This window comes from Stappia sp. ABD4_338 (assembly GCF_056312175.1).
The window spans coordinates 1941921-1960399 of the sequence record NZ_CM149982.1 but is presented as its reverse complement, the minus strand read 5'-3'; the positions used below and the strand labels follow the sequence as shown (position 1 = coordinate 1960399).

Annotated in this window: 17 protein-coding genes; 6 read left to right on the top strand and 11 right to left on the bottom strand. The window is 66.4% G+C overall.

The window, feature by feature from the left end; all coding sequences use genetic code 11:
- Positions 1–15 precede the first annotated feature (15 nt).
- From ACYX4S_RS09045 to leuC, 4 genes are all read right to left on the bottom strand, one after another.
- Entirely contained in the window at positions 16–1239 is a 1224-nt protein-coding gene (locus ACYX4S_RS09045; protein WP_476362661.1) for an ABC transporter substrate-binding protein, read from the bottom strand.
- The gene (locus tag ACYX4S_RS09040) at positions 1236–2093 is read right to left on the bottom strand and encodes a GntR family transcriptional regulator (RefSeq protein ID WP_476362660.1); all 858 of its coding nucleotides are present in this window, start codon (positions 2091–2093) and stop codon (positions 1236–1238) included. Before ACYX4S_RS09040 ends, ACYX4S_RS09045 begins: the two co-directional genes overlap by 4 nt.
- 90 nt (positions 2094–2183) lie before the next feature.
- Complete coding sequence (gene leuD / locus ACYX4S_RS09035) at positions 2184–2807, bottom strand: 3-isopropylmalate dehydratase small subunit (protein ID WP_476362659.1); 624 nt, start codon at positions 2805–2807, stop codon at positions 2184–2186.
- A gap of 10 nt (positions 2808–2817) precedes the next feature.
- Positions 2818–4275 carry a 3-isopropylmalate dehydratase large subunit gene (leuC, locus tag ACYX4S_RS09030; RefSeq protein ID WP_476362658.1) on the bottom strand — a complete coding sequence of 486 codons (1458 nt, stop codon included), beginning with the start codon at positions 4273–4275 and terminating at the stop codon, positions 2818–2820.
- 134 nt (positions 4276–4409) lie between these two features.
- Here leuC and ACYX4S_RS09025 point away from each other — a divergent pair, with 134 nt between their 5' ends.
- The gene (locus ACYX4S_RS09025) at positions 4410–5822 is read left to right on the top strand and encodes an FAD-dependent oxidoreductase (protein WP_476362657.1); all 1413 of its coding nucleotides are present in this window, start codon (positions 4410–4412) and stop codon (positions 5820–5822) included.
- A 323-nt stretch (positions 5823–6145) separates the two neighbouring features.
- Positions 6146–8320 carry a catalase/peroxidase HPI gene (gene katG, locus ACYX4S_RS09020; protein WP_476362656.1) on the top strand — a complete coding sequence of 725 codons (2175 nt, stop codon included), beginning with the start codon at positions 6146–6148 and terminating at the stop codon, positions 8318–8320.
- 77 nt (positions 8321–8397) lie between these two features.
- Here the strand turns inward: katG and sigJ are convergent, their stop codons facing one another.
- Both sigJ and ACYX4S_RS09010 read right to left on the bottom strand, forming a co-directional pair.
- Positions 8398–9297 (bottom strand): RNA polymerase sigma factor SigJ, encoded by a 900-nt coding sequence (gene sigJ / locus ACYX4S_RS09015; RefSeq protein ID WP_476362655.1) that lies wholly within the window; start codon positions 9295–9297, stop codon positions 8398–8400.
- A 3-nt stretch (positions 9298–9300) separates the two neighbouring features.
- The gene (locus tag ACYX4S_RS09010; protein WP_476362654.1) at positions 9301–9747 is read right to left on the bottom strand and encodes a carboxymuconolactone decarboxylase family protein; all 447 of its coding nucleotides are present in this window, start codon (positions 9745–9747) and stop codon (positions 9301–9303) included.
- A 153-nt stretch (positions 9748–9900) separates the two neighbouring features.
- On the opposite strand from ACYX4S_RS09010, the gene ACYX4S_RS09005 reads away from it, so the two are divergent.
- Entirely contained in the window at positions 9901–10635 is a 735-nt protein-coding gene (locus ACYX4S_RS09005) for a DUF4396 domain-containing protein (protein WP_476362653.1), read from the top strand.
- Here the strand turns inward: ACYX4S_RS09005 and ACYX4S_RS09000 are convergent.
- Positions 10619–11548 carry a LysR family transcriptional regulator gene (locus ACYX4S_RS09000; RefSeq protein ID WP_476362652.1) on the bottom strand — a complete coding sequence of 310 codons (930 nt, stop codon included), beginning with the start codon at positions 11546–11548 and terminating at the stop codon, positions 10619–10621. The genes ACYX4S_RS09005 and ACYX4S_RS09000 overlap by 17 nt on opposite strands.
- 262 nt (positions 11549–11810) lie before the next feature.
- On the opposite strand from ACYX4S_RS09000, the gene ACYX4S_RS08995 reads away from it, so the two are divergent.
- The gene (locus ACYX4S_RS08995) at positions 11811–12983 is read left to right on the top strand and encodes an MFS transporter (protein ID WP_476362651.1); all 1173 of its coding nucleotides are present in this window, start codon (positions 11811–11813) and stop codon (positions 12981–12983) included.
- A gap of 36 nt (positions 12984–13019) precedes the next feature.
- On the opposite strand, the gene ACYX4S_RS08990 is transcribed toward ACYX4S_RS08995, so the two are convergent.
- Both ACYX4S_RS08990 and ACYX4S_RS08985 read right to left on the bottom strand, forming a co-directional pair.
- The gene (locus tag ACYX4S_RS08990) at positions 13020–13475 is read right to left on the bottom strand and encodes an NUDIX hydrolase (RefSeq protein WP_476362650.1); all 456 of its coding nucleotides are present in this window, start codon (positions 13473–13475) and stop codon (positions 13020–13022) included.
- Positions 13472–14371 carry a LysR substrate-binding domain-containing protein gene (locus ACYX4S_RS08985; RefSeq protein WP_476362649.1) on the bottom strand — a complete coding sequence of 300 codons (900 nt, stop codon included), beginning with the start codon at positions 14369–14371 and terminating at the stop codon, positions 13472–13474. Before ACYX4S_RS08985 ends, ACYX4S_RS08990 begins: the two co-directional genes overlap by 4 nt.
- 136 nt (positions 14372–14507) lie before the next feature.
- Between ACYX4S_RS08985 and ACYX4S_RS08980 the strand changes: the two genes are divergently transcribed.
- Both ACYX4S_RS08980 and ACYX4S_RS08975 read left to right on the top strand, forming a co-directional pair.
- Positions 14508–15803 carry an MFS transporter gene (locus ACYX4S_RS08980; RefSeq protein WP_476362648.1) on the top strand — a complete coding sequence of 432 codons (1296 nt, stop codon included), beginning with the start codon at positions 14508–14510 and terminating at the stop codon, positions 15801–15803.
- On the top strand, positions 15800–16402 hold the full coding sequence (locus ACYX4S_RS08975; RefSeq protein WP_293723422.1) for a LysE family translocator: 603 nt from the start codon (positions 15800–15802) through the stop codon (positions 16400–16402). Before ACYX4S_RS08980 ends, ACYX4S_RS08975 begins: the two co-directional genes overlap by 4 nt.
- A 33-nt stretch (positions 16403–16435) precedes the next feature.
- On the opposite strand, the gene ACYX4S_RS08970 is transcribed toward ACYX4S_RS08975, so the two are convergent.
- Complete coding sequence (locus ACYX4S_RS08970; RefSeq protein WP_476362647.1) at positions 16436–17047, bottom strand: HAD family hydrolase; 612 nt, start codon at positions 17045–17047, stop codon at positions 16436–16438.
- A 203-nt stretch (positions 17048–17250) separates the two neighbouring features.
- The gene (locus tag ACYX4S_RS08965; RefSeq protein WP_476362646.1) at positions 17251–18432 is read right to left on the bottom strand and encodes an ABC transporter substrate-binding protein; all 1182 of its coding nucleotides are present in this window, start codon (positions 18430–18432) and stop codon (positions 17251–17253) included.
- Between the last annotated feature and the right edge of the window lie 47 nt (positions 18433–18479).

The following is an 18479-nucleotide window of genomic DNA, read 5'->3' as shown; positions in this document are numbered from 1 at the left end:
CGTTCGAAATCCGGATCAGCCGTTGATCGGGTAGATCGGCTTGGCGTCGGAGAACTCCTCCGGGTAGATCACCCGGATGTCGCCGTCCTGGACCTGGGTGTTCACCGGCGCGGCACCCGTGTTCTGGCCGTTCTCGAACTTGGTCGGGCCATAGGGCATCAGGTGGTCGGCGTAGGTGGAGCTTGCCAGTGCCTCGATGATCGCGCCGCGCTCGGAGGACGCTGCCCGTTCCATGGCGTCCGCCAGCAGGCCGACGCAGGAGTAGTTGAGCGGGGTGTTGTAGTTGTAGGTCGTGCCCGATGCCTCGACACGCTCCTGCAGCATCTGCGACTTCCTGGAGCGCGGGTCCGGCCAGTGGTTGCAGTCCATGATGCCCTGGGCCGCGTCCGGAAATTCGGCGACGAAGCGGCGGTTGGAGGCGGCGCCGTTGAGAACCGCGTAGACCCCCTTCGGACGCACGCGCTGCTGCTGCATGGTCCGAGCCAGAAGCACGGTCTCGCCGTAGTAGGTGCTCGGGATCACGAGGTCGGGCTGAAGCGAGCGCAGGCGCAGTGCCACGTTCGACAGGTCGCGCGACGGCGTCGGAATGGCGATCTGCTCGACGATCTCGAAGCCGTGCTTCGGAAGCTCCGTGGCCATCAGCTTGGCGAGACCGGAACCGAAGAGGCCGTCCTCGTGAACGAGCGCGACGGTCTTGGCCGGCTTGCCGGCGGCCTCGTTGATGAGCACCAGATTGTCGATCGCGGTCTTTGTGCAGATGCCGAAGCCGGGTCCGAAGCGGAAGGTGTTCTTCAGGCCACGGCTGATGATCTGGTCGGACACGCCGACGTCGACGATATAGGGCAGGTCGTAGCGCGAGGCGGCCTGGGAAGCGGCCAGCGCGATCGGCGAGGCGAAGCCGCCGACGACGGCCACCACGCCTTCTTCCTGCATGCGCTCGACTTCCTGTGCACCCGCCTCCGGCGTGGAGCGCGCGTCACCGAAGACCATCTCGATCTTCGCGCCGCCGAGGGCCTTGATGCCGCCGGCCTCGTTGATGTCCTTGATGGCGAACTCCGCGCCCAGACGACCGAAGCCGCCGTCCTGGGCCAGGGCGCCCGTCACCGGCTGCAGGATGCCGACCTTGATCGGGGCGGGCTCCGCCGCTCGCAGCACGCCGGGTGCCGCAAGGGTGGCGACGGCGGCCGCGCCGCCCTTCAGGATCGTGCGCCGGCCCAGCGGCTTGTCGAAAAACGTCATGGCTTTGTTCTCCTCACGGGTGATGCTGTTTCGGAACGGGTCCTGGTTTTCTTCTTGTTGCCGTTCGCTCTGCTCCGGCTCGAAAGCCGGAATGTGTCCGCGGCCGCCCAGCGGCGCGCGCCCTGATCTCCCGTCCGCGTCAGCTCCATGTTGAAGGAGTAGCGGTCGGGTCGGTAAAGAGCCTGCAGGTGTTCGATGCCCCGGCCTGACTTCTCGAAGACGACACGGGTCATGGACAGGAGTGCCGCACCGATCTCCAGGTCGAGAGCGGCCGCGACCTCGGGGCCGGCCAGTGTCGCGCCGACGATCTGCTGGGCGGTGTCGGCGACGAGGCCGGAGCGCTCCAGAAGCTCGAGCAGCGGCGTGGAAGCCAGGTCCGCCTCGGAATAGGAGACGCCGATCCGTTCGGGCACATGCGTCACGAGATAGGAGAAGGGCTGGCCGTCGATCAGGCGCACGCGGATGGAGCGCTGCAGCCGCTCCTCCGGATCGAGCTTCAGTTCCTCCGCCATCGCCGGCGTCGCGTTCACATAGGAAAAGGAAATCAGCCGCACGTCCGTCTGCCGGCCCATCTCCACGAGATGGGTGAGGGCATTCGCGAGATCCGCGACCACGGGCATACGGGCCGGACGCGCGTTGACGAAGGTTCCCGAACCGGGGCGACGCTCGATCATGCCGTCGCTTGCCAGCTTGTCGAGCGCCCGGCGCACCGTCACTCGCGACACGCCGTGGGCTTGCGCCAGCGCCGGCTCGCTCGGAAGGCGGGCACTGTCCGGCACTTCTCCGCTCACGATCTGCTCGCGAAGAAGCAGATAGAGCCGGCGTGCCTTGAGAGGCTCGATAGCGGCGTTCATCGGGTGATCTCCTGTCTTAAAGATAAGACATTAGCTGTCTTATTGAGAGAACAGATTGCGTGCTTTGTCAATGATGGGAATCTGGATTTTTCAAACGCCCGGACCGGAATCCGGCACCAGCCAGGGCCGGGCCTCGGCATCGCGTGTCTGGAACGCGTCGATCTCCGCCTGATGGCTCAGCGTGAGGTCGATGTCGTCCCAGCCGTTGAGCAGTTTGGTGCGCCACACCGCATCCACCTCGAAGGGAATCGCGGTCTCGCCGGCGCGGATAATGCAGGCGTCGAGATCGACCGAGAGCTCCAGCGTTCCGGCCTCGAGCGTGGCGAGAAGCGTCTCGCAATCGCTTTCGGAGACGATGGCCGGCAGCAATCCGTTGTTGACCGAGTTGGAGGCGAAGATATCGCCGAAGGAGGGGGCGATCACGCAGGCGATGCCGTAGTCGACGAGCGCGTAGACCGCAGCTTCACGCGAGGATCCGCTGCCGAAGTTGCGCCGTGCGACGAGGATCCGCGCCCCCTTGCGCTCAGGGGCGTTGAGCGGGCAGTCGGCAAGCTCCGTGCCGTCGGAATCGAACCGCATGTCGTGGAGAAGGAAGTCTCCGTAGCCTTCCGAACGCGAGCGTTTCATGAAGCGTGCCGGGATGAGCTGGTCGGTGTCGACGCTCGACAGCGGCAGCGGGCAGGCGAGGGCGGTGAGGCGGGTGAAGGGCTGCATCTGTGTCTCCTCACTTGGCCGGCGCGGGCACGTCGCGCCCCTGCAGCATCGGCCGCATGTCGGCCAGATGTCCGGTGACGGCGGCGGCGGCGGCCATCGCCGGGGACATCAGGTGCGTGCGGCTCCCGGGTCCCTGGCGCCCCCTGAAATTGCGGTTGGTGGTGGAGGCGCACCGTTCGCCGGGCGGCACCAGGTCGCCGTTCATGCCCACGCACATGGAACAGCCCGCGTCGACCCATTCGAGCCCGGCGTCGATGAAGATCCGGTCCAGGCCTTCCTCCTCCGCCTGCCGTTTCACAGGGGCGGAGCCGGGTGAGACGAGGCCCGGCACCTTCGCCCTGCGGCCTGCCAGCACGGCCGCCGCCGCGCGCAGGTCCTCGATCCGGCTGTTGGTGCAGGAGCCGATGAACACCCGGTCGACGGCTATGTCGGTGAGCTTTTGCCCCGCGCGCAGGCCCATGTAATCGATGGCTTCGCGCACATGCGCGGCGCGGGCTGGGTCGCTCATGCGTGTCGGGTCGGGAACGGCCTCGGTGATCGGCGCGGCATCCTCGGGGCTGATGCCCCAGGTCACGATCGGCGCGATCTCGGAGCCGGAAAGCGTCACCTCGCGGTCGAAGGCCGCGTCGCTGTCGCTTGCCAGCGCCAGCCACTCCTGCGCGGCCTGATCGAAAAGCGCGCCCTTCGGGGCGAAACGGCGCCCCTGCACATAGTCCAGCGTCGTCTGGTCGGGTGCGATCATGCCGCACCGCCCGCCTGCCTCGATGGACAGGTTGCACAGTGTCAGGCGGCCTTCCATGGACAGGCCGGTCACGGCGCTGCCCGCGTACTCGATGGCATGGCCGGCCGCGCCGTCGGCGCCGATGGTGGCGATGATCGAGAGCGCGATGTCCTTGGCGCTTACGCCGGGTGCGAGCGCTCCCTCGACCGAGACCCGCATCCGCCTGGGCTTCCGCTGCCACAGGGTCTGGGTCATCAGGACGTGGGCGACCTCCGAGGCACCGATGCCGAAGGCGATCGCGCCGAACGCGCCATGCGTCGCGGTGTGACTGTCACCGCACACGATGGTCAGGCCCGGAAGCGTCAGCCCCTGTTCCGGGCCGACCACGTGAACGATGCCCTGCGCGGGATCGTCGAGGCCGAACAGTTTCAGCTTGTGGTGGCTGGCGTTGCCCCGCAGCCGCTCGATCATCTCGCGGATGGCCGGGTCGACCTGCGTCAGGTCGTGGGTGCGGGTGGGGACGTAGTGATCCTCGATGCCGAAGGTCAGGTCCGGCCGGCGAACGCGCGCGTCCCGCTCCTTCAGCTTGTTGAAGGCGTGGTGCGATCCCTCGTGGAGCAGGTGCCGGTCGATCCACAGAAGCGACTGTCCGTTGCCGTCCTCGGTGACCACATGGGCGTCGAAAACCTTGTCGAAGAGCGTCCGCGCGCCCGTCGCTTTCCCGGTCCTGCTCGCGTGTCCGGCCATTCTCGCTCCTTCCCCGGCTTGGCAATTCCATCAAGGCACGCCCGGTGCCCGGAATCAAATCTTGTTTTAAATGTAAGACAGATTATTGTCCGGCGAAAAGGTCCGATATCTGTCTGTAAGGGGTGAGGAGCAGCATGGCCGAGGTCCATCGCGTCGAGGAAAAGACGTTCGAGTTCGAGGTTCCCGTGGTGATCGTCGGAGCAGGTGCCGCCGGGCTTGTGGCCGCTCTTGCGGCACGTGAGACGGGCGCGGATGTCCTCGTGATCGAGCGTGACTCCGTTCCGCGCGGGTCGACCGCGCTCTCCGCCGGCCTCATTCCCGCACCCGGTACGCGCTTTCAGAAGGCAGCCGGCATCGAGGACAGTCCCGGACTTTTTGCCCGTGACATTCTCGCCAAGGCCCATGACGAGCCGGACGGCGACCAGGTGGCGCTTGTCACGCGCGAGATCGGCCCGGCCGTCGAGTGGCTCGCGGACAATCACGGGCTCGCGTTTTCCGTGATCGACGATTTCACCTATCCGGGGCATTCCGCGCGGCGGATGCACGGTCTTCCGCAGCGCTCCGGCGAGGAACTCATCGATGCCCTGCGGCAGGCGGCGGAAGCCGCCGGCATCGAAATCCTCTGCGATGCCCATGTTACGGATCTGTGGGCCGACGCGACGGGTCGTGTGCTGGGTTTCGGCCTTGTCCGCCCGGACGGGTCCACGGACGAGGTGGGATGCGGCGAACTGATTCTCGCCTGCAACGGCTACGGCGGCAACAAGGCTCTCGTCGCCGAACACGTGCCTTCGCTGTCGGACGCGCTCTATTTCGGGCATGAGGGGAACCAGGGCGATGCCATCCTGTGGGGCGAGGCGCTCGGCGCGGCCAGCCGTCATCTCGGCGGGCACCAGGGTCACGGCTCCGTCGCCCATCCGGCGGGCATCCTGATTTCCTGGGCAACCGTCACGGAGGGCGGCTTTCAGGTGAACCTGAACGGCGAACGCTTCTCGAACGAGGCCAAGGGCTATTCCGAGCAGGCGGCCGAGGTGCTGCGGCAGCCGGAAGGGCTTGCCTACACGGTCTTCGATGAACGCATCGCCGGTATCGTGCGCCAGTTCGAGGACTTCCGCCGGGCCGAGGCCATGGGCATCATCCTGACGGCGGACACGCCCGAGGCACTCGCGGAGCGCATGAACGTTCCCTCCGGGATGCTTGCGAAGACCTTTGCCGAGGTCTCGCGTCTCAAGGCTGAAGGCGCGCGGGACGGGTTCGGCCGTGACTTCTCGGGCGTCGCCGATCTCGCCGCCCCCTATCACGCGGTCCGCGTCACCGGAGCCCTGTTCCACACGCAGGGCGGCCTCGTGGTCGATGATGCGGCGCGTGTCCTCACCCGGGATGGCGCGGTGCTGCCGAACCTCTATGCGACGGGCGGCGCTGCCTGCGGCGTGTCGGGCAAGGATGCCTCTGGGTACCTGTCCGGCAACGGCCTGCTCACGGCCGTTGCGCTCGGCCGTCTCGCCGGGCAGGCAGCCGGTCGCCGCGTCGCCATCCCCGCGTCGGCCTGACGCAGGGGCGTTTGACGGCGCGCCCCTTCATCGGGACGAAAAACTCTCCATCTACAGTGCATGTCCCGTGTTGCTTCGGCGCTGGCGCCGCGCCACATGGGATGTGTGGCGCGCATCCGTCGTGTCGGGAGAGGGATAAGACAAGCTTATCGATATATCCGATGATCGAAATTCAAATTATCGGATACCTTTGATACCTCTCGTAACCGGACGAGGCACGGACGTGCCGGCCCGAGTGGCCGGACGAATGTTGCGCCTCGCAATACCCCGCGAAAACCGCAAGGCCGCCGGCCTTGCGGCAAAAGCCAGGATGGGAGAGCGAGATGGATGGAAACAGCGTGAGCACGGGCAAGTGCCCGGTGATGCATGGGGGCATGACCGCCCTTGGGACGACGGTCATGGATTGGTGGCCCAACGCCCTCAATCTCGACATCCTGCATCAGCATGACACCAAGACCGATCCGATGGGCGATGGTTTCGACTATCGCGAGGAGGTCCGCTCCCTCGATGTCGCGGCCCTGAAGCAGGACCTGAAGGACCTCATGACGGACAGCCAGGAATGGTGGCCGGCCGATTGGGGACACTACGGCGGCCTCATGATCCGCATGGCCTGGCACGCGGCTGGCTCCTACCGTCTGGCCGATGGTCGCGGCGGTGGCGGCACCGGCAACCAGCGCTTCGCGCCGCTGAACTCCTGGCCGGACAACGTAAGCCTCGACAAGGCCCGCCGCCTTCTGTGGCCGATCAAGAAGAAGTACGGCAAGAAGATCTCCTGGGCCGACCTCATCATTCTCGCGGGCAACGTCGCCTATGAATCCATGGGCCTGAAGACGTTCGGCTTCGCCTTCGGCCGCCGCGACATCTGGCACCCGGAGAAGGACGTCTACTGGGGCTCCGAGAAGGAGTGGCTCGCGCCTTCCGACAACCGCTACGAAAGCGTCGATGATCCCTCGACCATGGAAAATCCGCTCGCTGCGGTGCAGATGGGTCTGATCTATGTGAACCCGGAGGGCGTCAACGGCCAGCCGGATCCGGTCAGGACCGCCGGCCAGGTGCGTGAGACCTTCGCCCGCATGGCCATGAATGACGAGGAGACCGCGGCGCTGACCGCTGGCGGCCACACCGTCGGCAAGTGCCATGGCAACGGCGACGCCGGGGCGCTCGGCGCCGAGCCGGAAGCCGCCGGTCCCGAGGGGCAAGGGCTCGGCTGGGCCAATCCGAACCAGAAGGGCAAGGCCGCGAACGCCGTGACCTCGGGTCTCGAGGGTGCCTGGACGACCAACCCGACCGTCTTCGATATGGGCTATTTCGACCTGCTGTTCGGCTACGAGTGGGAGCTCACCACGAGCCCGGCCGGCGCCAAGCAGTGGCAGCCGATCGGCATCAAGGAAGAGGACATGCCGCTTGACGCGTCCGATCCCTCGGTGCGCCGCATGCCGATGATGACCGATGCCGACATGGCCATGAAGATGGATCCGACCTACCGGGCCATCTGCGAGAAGTTCATGGCCGATCCGGAGTACTTCAAGGACACCTTTGCCCGCGCCTGGTTCAAGCTGACCCACCGCGACATGGGGCCGAAGGTTCGCTACATCGGTCCGGAAGTGCCGGAAGAGGATCTGATCTGGCAGGATCCGATCCCGCAGGGACCGATCAACTATGACGCGGGTGCGGTGAAGCGGAAGATCGCGGAGAGCGGTCTGTCGGTGGCGGAACTCGTTTCCACCGCGTGGGACAGCGCGCGCACCTTCCGTGGCTCGGACATGCGCGGCGGCGCCAATGGTGCCCGCATTCGCCTTGCCCCGCAGAAGGACTGGGAAGGCAACGAGCCTGCCCGCCTCGCGAAGGTTCTCGGCGTTCTCGAGCCCATCGCCGAGGAATTCGGGGCCAGCGTCGCGGATGTGATCGTTCTGGCGGGCAATGTCGGTGTCGAGATGGCGGCCAGGGCCGCCGGTCATGACATCGAGGTACCGTTCGTGCCGGGGCGTGGCGACTCGACCGACGAGATGACCGACGCGGACTCCTTCGACGTGCTGGAGCCGATCCATGACGGCTACCGCAACTGGCTGAAGAAGGACTACACGGTCAGCCCCGAGGAACTGCTTCTCGACCGGACCCAGCTCATGGGCCTCACGGCGCCCGAGATGACCGTTCTGATCGGCGGAATGCGCGTGCTGGGCACCAACCATGGCGGCACGAAGCACGGTGTTCTCACCGAGCGCGAAGGGCAGCTCACGAACGACTTCTTCGTGAACCTGACCGACATGGCCTATACGTGGAAGCCGGCCGGAAACGGCGTCTACGAGATCCGCGACCGCAAGACGGACACGGTGAAGTGGACTGCGAGCCGTGTGGATCTGGTCTTTGGCTCCAACTCGGTCCTGCGCTCCTACGCGGAGGTCTATGCCGAGGATGACGCGGGCGGGAAGTTCGTGGCGGACTTCGTGGAGGCCTGGGACAAGGTCATGCACGCGGACCGCTTCGACCTCGAGGCCTGATCCGCGCGACGATCAATCCTTGACCGATGACCGGCCGGGCCTCTGTGGTCCGGCCGGTTCGCGTTTGGGGGCAGTCGTCAGGTGTCCTCCACGTGGCGCAGTTTTTCCGGGTTTCGCATCACCCAGATCGCGGCGATCCTGCCGTTGCGGATTTCGAAGGCCGTGGTCTGCAGGACGCCGTTTCCGTCGCGCATGACCCAGCCCGGCGCGCCATTGATCCGCCGCAGGCGCGGCATCTCGACCACCTCATGCGGGAATTTTCGCGCAAGCCCCGTGAGGAAGCGGGCCGTTCGCCATGGGCCTTTCAGGACATTGAGCGCCGCCGGCACCATGCCGCCGCCGTCCGAATGAAACTCGATGTCCTCGCTGAACAGGTCCAGAAGCCCCTGAAGATCGCCGTCGCGGCTGGCCCGCCAGAATGCCGAGAGGATCGGCATCACCTCGCCGGACCGTGCGCTTCCCGTTTCCGGCAGGCTCTCGGGCGGTTCCGCACCGGCAAGCCTGCGCCTGGCACGCGAGACGAGCTGGCGGCAGGTCGCCGGACTGCGACCCACCACCTCGCCGATTTCCTCGAAGGTGAAGTCGAAGGCATCGCGCAGGATGAAGGCGGCGCGCATTTCCGGGCCAAGCGTGTCGAGCGCCAGCACCAGGGCGATCGAAACCTCTTCCCCCTGGATCACCGACCGGTCCGCGTCCGGTTGCCAGTCTTCCACCAGGGGCTCGGGCAACCAGGCGCCCACATAGGTCTCGCGCCTGCGACGGGCCGATTTCAGGTCGTCGAGGCAAAGTCTGGTCACCACGGCTCCCAGCCAGTTCGAGGGAGACTCGAGCCGGCCGGGGTCCTGATCCGCGAAGCGCATCCAGGCGCGCTGGAGGATGTCCTCTGCATCGGCGAGCGAGCCGGTCATCCGGTAGGCAAGTCCCGTGAGCCGGCGGCGCTCGGTCTCGAAGATCGCCAGATGCGCGGTTGTGTTCACACTCTAGCTCCGGGCGGGGTGGACCATGCGGAAGCCGACCGCGAAACGGTTCCACGCATTGATCGTGGTGATGACGAGCGTGAGTTCGGCCTGCTCGCGTTCGTCGAAGGCGGCCGCCAGCGGCGCGTAGTCCGCATCTTCGGGCTCACCATCGGCGACGCGGGTCAGCGCCTCCGCCCAGCCCAGCGCGGCGCGCTCGCGATCGTCGAAGGCCGGGCTTTCGCGCCAGGCGCCGACCACGTCCAGTTGCTCCTGGCTCACGCCGGCTGCGCGCGCTTCCTGCGTGTGCATGTGCAGGCAGTAGCCGCATCCGTTGATCTGCGACACGCGCACCTTCACCAGTTCGCGCACTGTGAGCGGAACGCTCGTCTCGCGCGAGGCGAGTTCCACGGCCATCATTGCGTCGCGAACCTTCGGGGCGGCCTTGTAGTAGTCAATGCGAGGGGTCATTCCTGTCTCCGTCATGAAAGGGGTTCGCCTGTGTGACGAGGCAGGCATCCGGTTCGTGACAGGCTGCGGTGATTTTTCCGTGCGCGGGGAGCTGGAACCCGCGTGTGCCCTCCGGCGTTGACGAAAGAGACCGGTATCGGCAAGGGGGCTTTCATGACACCGCTCTGGCTGCATGCGCTTTCGATCCTCGCCATTCTCTCCGGACTGGCCAGCGCGCTTTTGATCGTCGCGGACGAATGGCGCGATCCCCAGCACATGGCGATCATGAACGCGGTGTGGCCATTGACGGCTCTTTTCGCCGGGCCGCTGGCGCTCATGTTCTACTTTTCCCACGGCAAGGACGCCGCGAAAAGTCGCATGGCCTCGCATGAGAGCAGCGGGGAGGGGCATCACTCCCACCCGAAAAGCTCAACGCCGGTAGCCGTCTCCAAGGCCTGTGCCCACTGCGGCAGCGGCTGCGCGCTTGGCGACATGATCGCCGAATGGCTCGCCTTTTTCTTTCCCGTCGTGGCGCTCTGGTTCGGCTGGCAGAGCGTTTTCGCGGAAAAGATTTTCGCCATCTGGGTTCTGGATTTCGTGCTCGCCTTCGGGTTCGGCATCGCGTTCCAGTATTTCACCATCAAGCCGATGCGCGGCCTGACGCCGCTCAAGGGGCTCGCCGCCGCGCTCAAGGCCGACGCCCTGTCGCTGACCGCATGGCAGGTTGGCATGTACGGCTTCATGGGGTTCGCCCACTTCTGGCTGTTCCCGCGTGTCGTCGGCACGGAGCTTCGAATGCCTTCGGTGGAGTTCTGGTTCATGATGCAGATCGCCATGCTGGCGGGCTTTGTCACCGCCTGGCCGATGAACTGGTGGCTGATCCGGGCCGGTATCAAGGAGCGGATGTAGCCGCGCCGTTCCGGTCCCGGGCGAGCGCCTCGACCAGATAATCGACGAACACACGCACCCTGGCGGGCATGGACGCTCCACCCAGAAACACCGCGTTGATGCTCTCGCGGTCGCGCGGATTGTAGTCCTCGAGCAGCGGCACGAGCGCGCCGCTCGCGAGCGCGTCCCCGATATGGAAGTTGCCGACCCGCGTGATGCCGACGCCCTCCATCGCGAGCTGGACGAGCGTTTCGCCGTTGTTGGCGCGAATGTTTCCGCTGACGGGCAGGAGATAGTCGCGCCCGTCCTCGCGAAACGGCCAGCCGGGTTCGATGCGGCGGAACGAAAAGTCGAGGCAATTGTGCCGGGCGAGATCGGCCGGCGTCCGTGGTATGCCAGCCTGCTCCAGATAGGCGGGGGAGGCCACGACCGTGCGTCCTGTTTCCCCCAGCCGGCGCGCCGTCAGCGGACTGTCGCCAAGCGGGCCGAAGCGAATGCCCACGTCCGTGCTGCCCTCCAGGACATCGGCCACCTCGTCGCTGGCCTCCAGTTCGACCGTGATATCGGGATACCGCGCCACGAAGCCCGCCAGAAGCGGCGTGATCACGAGGCGCGCGTGCGCCGTTGCGGCGCTGACGCGGATCTGTCCACGCGGACTGCCGCGATCCGCGATCGTGCTTTCCATTTCATCGAGATCCGCGAGCACCCGGCGCGCCACTCGCGCATAGGACTCTCCTTCCGCCGTGAGGCGCAGGCTGCGGGTGGTGCGCAACACCAGCCGCACGCCGAGGCGCTCCTCGATCCGGGTGACGATCCGGCTGACGGCGGAGGGCGTCAGATCGAGTTCCCGCGCCGCCGCCGAAAGGCTTCCCGCGCAGATGACGGCCAGGAATGTCGCCATCTCCGTGGTCCTGTCGGCCTTGATCTGGACCATGGGCCGTGCCTCCCGCGTTCTGTCCACCTTTGAATTGGGCGCAAAGCTGATTGACCGGGAAACCGGCTACCGGCTGCGACCAGTCCATAGCATATAGGCGGTCAACAAGGTCCAATCACGATTCTGGTGCGCCGCACGCCTCCCCGTCGGTGCTTGTGTTCGTGATCCCCCGGAACAGGACCTTCCACATCCAGTTCCGTTCAGCCGCGCGAACCCGTGCGCCGGACGGTTTCCCCTTGCCCGTTTCGAAGGTATTTCGCTCATGCGTCTCAATCCCCCGCTGATCGCTCTGGCGATCGGAGCCTTCGGCATCGGCGTCACCGAGTTCTCGCCCATGGGAATGCTTCCGGTGATTGCCGCCGATCTCGACGTCTCCATTCCCGTCGCGGGCCTGCTCGTCAGCGCCTACGCCTTCGGCGTTCTGGTCGGTGCACCGATCATGACGCTCGTCTTCGCCAGCATGGCGCGCCGCCGCCTGCTGCTGTTGTCCATGGGCATCTTCACCCTGGGCAATCTCGTTTCCGCCTTTGCCGACGGTTACACGATGCTCCTCGTCGGGCGCATCATCACCTCGTTCAACCATGGCGCGTTCTTCGGCGTCGGCGCCGTGGTGGCGGCCAGCATCGTTCCGCCCGAGAAACGGGCCGGGGCGGTTGCCGCCATGTTCTCCGGCCTGACCCTTGCGACCGTGGGCGGCGTTCCGCTTGCTGCATGGGTGGCCGAGACGGTCGGCTGGCGAACCGCTTTCCTCGGCATTTCGGTGATCGGCATCGTGACCATGCTGGCGCTTCTGGCCTCGCTGCCGCCGCTGAAGGTGGAAGGGCGCGCCGACATGCGTTCCGAGCTTCGGGTGCTGTTTCGCGGCCCCGTGCTCGCCGCGCTGCTTCTCACGGTCGTCGGCGCAAGCGCCATGTTCACGGTGTTCACCTACATCGCCCCGATCCTTCAGGTCGAGACGGGCGCGAGCCCTTTGTTCGTGACCGCCATGCTGGTCATCTACGGGCTGGGGCTTGCTGTCGGAAACTGGGTCGGCGGGCGCTTCGCGGACCGGTCCCTCGACGGAACGCTGATCGGCTCCCTGGTGGCCGTGGTGATGCTGCTGGCGCTCTTCGCGGCGCTGATGGGATCGGCCGTTGCCGCCGCGCCGCTGATCTTCCTGTGGGGCATCGCGAGTTTCGCACTCGTGCCGCCGCTCCAGACCCGCGTGGTTCTTGAAGCCTCCGAAGCGCCCAATCTGGCCTCGGCGATGAACATTGGCGCGTTCAACCTGGGCAATGCGATCGGCGCGGCACTGGGTGGTGCGGTCATCGACGCGGGGCTGGGCTATCCGGCTGTCTCGCTTGCCGGGGTCGGAATGGCGCTTGCCGGATTGGCGCTGGCGCTTGCCTTCCGCCAGGGGCGCAAGGCGCGGTGCGTCGAGGCGGCTGCCGTCTGACTCCTCAGGCCTGGAACGGATCCGGTCCGTCCCGCCTTACGGCGGGGCGGGCCGGCTTTGCCGCGCAAGGTCGGCCGCCATCCGCGCCACCTTCGCCACATCGAGGCTGAGCGCAAGCCCCGCTTCCTCAATGCGGGCAAGCGGAAACCACGCCGCCTCCAGTGCGTCGTCGCCGGCAAGCGGAACGCCGGAGGCCTCCTCGCACAGCACCGCGACCAGCACGAAGTGCCGGCGCAGGGCTCCGGCCTCGTCGATGTCGAAGGCATCGACCGCGGTGAACACCTCCCGTGCCCGTGCCTCTATCCCCGTTTCCTCGCGCAACTCGCGTTCGGCGGCGGCAAGGAGCGGTTCACCGTTCTCGATCTTGCCGCCGGGAAATCCCCAGCGACCGACGTCGGGCGGATTTGCACGGCGCACCAGAAGCACCTCGTCCGCACGCGGGCAAACTGCAAGCACTGCGACCACGGGCCGTTGCTGCGGGATCGCGCTCATGCCGGCTCTCCAAGGGTGGCCGGGGCCACGAGCCGCAGCGTCTCCGCCCTGAGCACGTCGCAAAGCCGCTCGGCCGTCTCGCCGGGGTCGGTCGCGCGCAGAAGCCGGACCTCGATCATGGGAAGGCGGGGCAGGGAGTCCGTTTCCGGCACGGGCGCGACATCGTCGGGCATCGCGTGGGTGGTGCGCACGGCCACGCCGAGGCCGGACCGCAGGGCGCCCCATATGCCGGGCAGGCTCGGGGTCGTCACCGCCGCCCGCCAGCGCAGCCCGGCCCGTTCGAGCTCCGCAAGGGCCGCCTGCCGAAACAGGCAGGGGTGGTCGAACATGACGAGCGGCACCCGTTCCCCGTCGGTTCCATGGTCCGGGTTGCGCGCGCGTCCGGCCAGCCAGCGCATGGGCAACTCGCACAGGAGTTCGCCCTCGTTCGATCCGCTCCCAGCGGGGGTGAACACGATGGCACCGTCAAGGCGTCCGGCGCGGATCTCGTCACCGAGAATGTGGTTCGGACCGGCACGCACCTCCACATGCACCCCGGGCTGCATGGCGTCGAAGGCGGACAGCGTTGCCGGCATGACGTCCTCGAAGAAGTCCTGCGGCAGGCCGAGACGCACCGTCGCCGGCGTTACCGAAGCGCCGAGAGCGAGCGCGGCCGCGTCGTTGAGCGCGATGATCCGCCGGGCATAGGCGGCAAGCGTCTCTCCCGCCTCGGTCGGCACCAGTGTGCGCCCCTTCCGCACGAAGAGGCGGGTGCCCGTCTGCTCCTCCAACCGCTTGAGCTGCATGCTCGCGGCCGATTGCGAACGGCCCAGATGATGGGCGGCCCGCGCGAAGCTGCCTAGGTCGATCCCGGCCGCCACCATGCGCAGGACATCAATGTCGAAGGAGTGCTTCACTTCACAATCCTTGAAGAGTTATTTCACAAGTATTCGTTTTTCCAAAGTGTAGGGCGGATCTAGCATCCCGGTCAAACAGCTTCCGTCGCCGGCTCCTCCGGCCTCGGGGCAGCGTCCTTAAAGGGAGAGGCCGGACATGGGCGGACACATACACGCGCCGGACGCGCGTCAGCGCGAGCGCGACATGCGCGTCATCGTGATTGCGGGCGGGCTCGTGCTCGCCATTTCCTTCGGCGTTCGCGCCGTCTTCGGCGGGGTCATAGAGCCGCTGTCGGCGGAGCTTTTCGGTGGCCGCATCGAGATCTTCTCGCTGGCGATCGCGATCCAGAACCTCGTGTGGGGTCTCGCCCAGCCCGGGTTTGGAATGATCGCCGACCGTTTCGGTGACCGCAAGGCGATGTGGATCGGTCTGGGGTGCTATGCCGCCGGCATGGCCATCTGTGTCACCGGCTCCTCCGCCGCCTCGCAGGGAATCGGCGCCGGCGTGCTTGTCGGGATGGGCATCTCGGGCACGGCCTTCGGCACCGTGCTCGCGGTTGTCGGTCGCTCCGCGCCGGTCGAGAAACGCAGCCACTACCTGGGCATCGCCTCCGCCATCGGCTCCAGCGGGCAGGTCGTCCTGCCGCTTCTGGTATCCTGGCTCATCACCTTCATGGACTGGCGCATGACGCTGGCGATCGTGTCGCTCGCGCTGGTGCCCATGGTCTTTGCCATTCCGCTGCTCAGGGCACGCGAGGCCGCACCGGCCGCGCCCGGCGTCCAGGCGGCGGAGATGGAACCGGGCCTCGGCCTCACGATCCGCGCCGCCTTCGGGCATGGCAGCTACCTGCTGCTCGCGGCCGGCTTCTTCGTATGCGGCTTTCACCTTGCCTTCATCACCGCGCATCTGCCGACCTTCGTGCAGATGAACTGCATTTCCACCGCGAGCGCGGCAGAACTGCGTGGTCTCGGTCTTCAGGCGCTGGCGGTTGCCGGGCTTGCCAATATCTTCGGCACCATCGCGGCCTCGCGGCTCGGGATGCGGTTCTCGAAGCCCTATGTGCTTGCCGCGATCTACGCCCTGCGCGCGGTCGCGATCCTGGTCTTCATTTCCTTGCCGATAACGCCGGCCTCGGTCCTGGTCTTCGGTGCCGTGATGGGCGTCCTGTGGCTCTCCACCGTGCCGCTCACCAGCGCGCTGGTGCTGGTGATGTTCGGTCCGCGCGCCATGGGCACGCTGTTCGGCTTCGTGTTCCTCAGCCACCAACTCGGCAGCTTCGCGGGCGTGTGGCTCGGCGGTCTGGCCTTCGACCGGACCGGCAGCTACGATCAGATCTGGTATCTCGCCATTGCGATGGGCGCCTTGTCGGCCATTGCCCACCTTCTCGTTCGCGAATGCGCCGCGCCCCGGCCCGGCGGTTCCACCGGCCCGACAGGAGTTGCAAGGACATGACGCGGGAGCTCGTGCTGCTCTGGCTGGCCGCCTTTCCGCTGATGGGAAGCCCGGGCCCCGCGACGCTGAGCCTCGCGGGGCTCGGCACCGCCTTCGGCTTTCGCGCGAGCCTTGCCTATCTTGCCGGGATCATCATCGGAACGGCGCTGGTGCTGGTGCTGATAGCCACGGGCGTCACGGCGCTGATCCTTGCCCAGCCGGTGCTGCTCGTCGCGCTGACGGTGCTTGCCGCGGCCTACATCCTCTATCTGGCCTGGAAGATCGCCACTGCTCCAGTCGGGCGTATCGCGACGGACGGGGACAAGGCTCCCTCCTTCATCCCCGCCCTGGCACTCGCCGTTGCCAACCCGAAGGCCTATGCGGCCATCGGCGCGGTCTACGCGGGGCACCGGCTGATCGCCGACAACCTTGCTGCCGACACGATGGCCAAGCTCGCCGCGCTGTTTCTCGTCATCGTGGTCGTCAACACCACGTGGCTTGCCTTCGGCGCCCTGTTCGCAAGGCTTCTCACCAACCCGGTGATCGGACGGACCGTGAATGTCGTCTTCGCGCTGATGCTCGTCGGATCGGTGGCGCTGGCACTTTCCGGAGAGTTCTGAGGCCCGCACCGTTCCGGAGCGAAAGGGCGCGTTCTAGCCGGCCCTGGCGGTCTCGAGAAGCTCCAGCAGTCGCTGCCCGCCCGTCCAGTGGCAGGCGGCCCATCCGACCGCGCGCGCCGCATCCACGTTGGCCCTGGTGTCATCGACGAGGAACGTCGTTTCCGGCATCGATCCGGCGAGCGACAGGGCCGCGTCGAAGAAGGCGCGTTGCGGCTTCTTCGCTCCCACCTGGGCCGAATAGACGATGCCGTCCACGCGTGAACTCAGGCCGAGCATCTCCATGAGATGGCGCGCGCGAAAATGCTCCTGGTTGGTCGCGAGGAACACCTTCACCCCGCGTGCCCGCAGCAGGTCGCAGTCGGCGAGGACATCCTCCTCGAGCCTTGCGTCGCGCGCGAACCAGTAGGCCATGAAGTCCTGCGGCGTCAGGTCGGGCGCCAGTCGCGGCAGGCAGTCCTCCAGCACCGTGTCGAGCCGCTTCTCACCCACGACGACCGCCTTCCAGTGGGGAATGAAGAAGTGCTGCTGCAGGTCCTGCGGCGTGATGCCGAGGTCCTGCTCGATGTCGGCGGCCCAGGAGCGCCCGTCGTGCGGGTGCCCGGTGACGACGACACCGTCCACGTCCAGCATCACGCAAACGCTCACGAGCCCGTTCTCCTCATTCCATCGAACAGGATCTTGATGGGACGAAACAGGTATCCGATCAAGAGCTTTACCCGGCGAACGGATCCTCTCTCCCGTGTTTCGCGGCCGCGGAAAGGAGGCTCGTCATGATCGGCATGGCGGATTGCGCTGAAGAAAGCTGTGTCCCCGCCCGCGTATGGCACGGGCGGGGACAGGATCGTCCCTTACATCCGGCACTCGCCGTGGAAGCCGTCCTCGTAGTCCTCGACCACGGTCCGCACGAAGGACGTCGCATACTTGCCGTCGTCGCGCTTCACGACCTTCAGCATGTGGAAGTCCTGGATCGGATAGTGGTTGTTGGAGAAGGAGAACTTGCCGCGAACGGACGGGAAGTCGGCCTCTTCCAGAGCCTTGCGCACGGCGTCCTTGTCGTCGAGCTTGCCGTCGGTCTTCTGCAGTGCGCTGGCGATGAGATGGGCCGCGTCATAGGACTGCGCGGCGTAGGAGCCGGGCACATAGCCGTATCTTTCCTCGAACGCGGCAACGAAGGCCTCGTTGGTCTCGTTCTTCATGTCCGGCGCCCAGGAGCCGGCGGAGAGGAAGCCGAGGGCGGCGTCCTGCTGGCCCGGCAGTGTCGTCTCGTCTGTGGTGAAGACCGAGAGGAACTTCATCTTCTCCGAAAGGCCCGCGGCGTCGAACTGCTTCACCAGGCGCACGCCCATGCCGCCCGGCATGAAGGTGAAGATCGCGTCCGAGCCGGAGGTGGCGATGCGCGCAAGCTCCGCCGAAAAGTCCTGGTGGCCGAGCGGTGTGAACACCTCGTCCGTCACGTTGCCCTTGAAGGTCTTCTTGAAGCCCTCGATGTTGTCGCGGCCCGCCTGGTAGTTCGGCACCATGGTGAAGACGTTCTCGAAGCCTTCCTCGCTGGCGATCATGCCGCTGACTTCGGCCGGCTGGTTGTTCTGGTAGGACGTGACGAAGAAATAGGGATTGCAGTTGCGTCCGGCGAAGGTCGAAGGACCGGCGTTGGGGCTGATGAGGAATGTTTCCGACTGCACGACCGGCTTGAAGATCGCCTGCAGCATGTTGGAAAACACGGTGCCGACGACGAAGTCGACATTATCGCGCTCGATCAGTGCCTTGGCCTTGAGCAGAGCCACGTCCGGCTTCAGTTCGTCGTCCTCGACGATAAGGTCGACCGATTGTCCGCCGAGCTGGCCGCCGTTCTGCTCCAGCGCGAGCTGGAAGCCGTCGACGAGCTGCTGGCCGAGCGCCGCCGGCGGGCCGGAGAGCGTCACCACCATGCCGATCTTGATGTCCTCGGCAAAGGCCTGCGAGGTCGCGAGCGCGCCGAAGGCGACACCGGCCGCAAGGCCGGCAAGTTTGCGTGTCCACGTGGAAGTCATGGTCAATTCCCCTCTTGGTTCGCCCCGTTTCGGGGTCGAATGCTCTG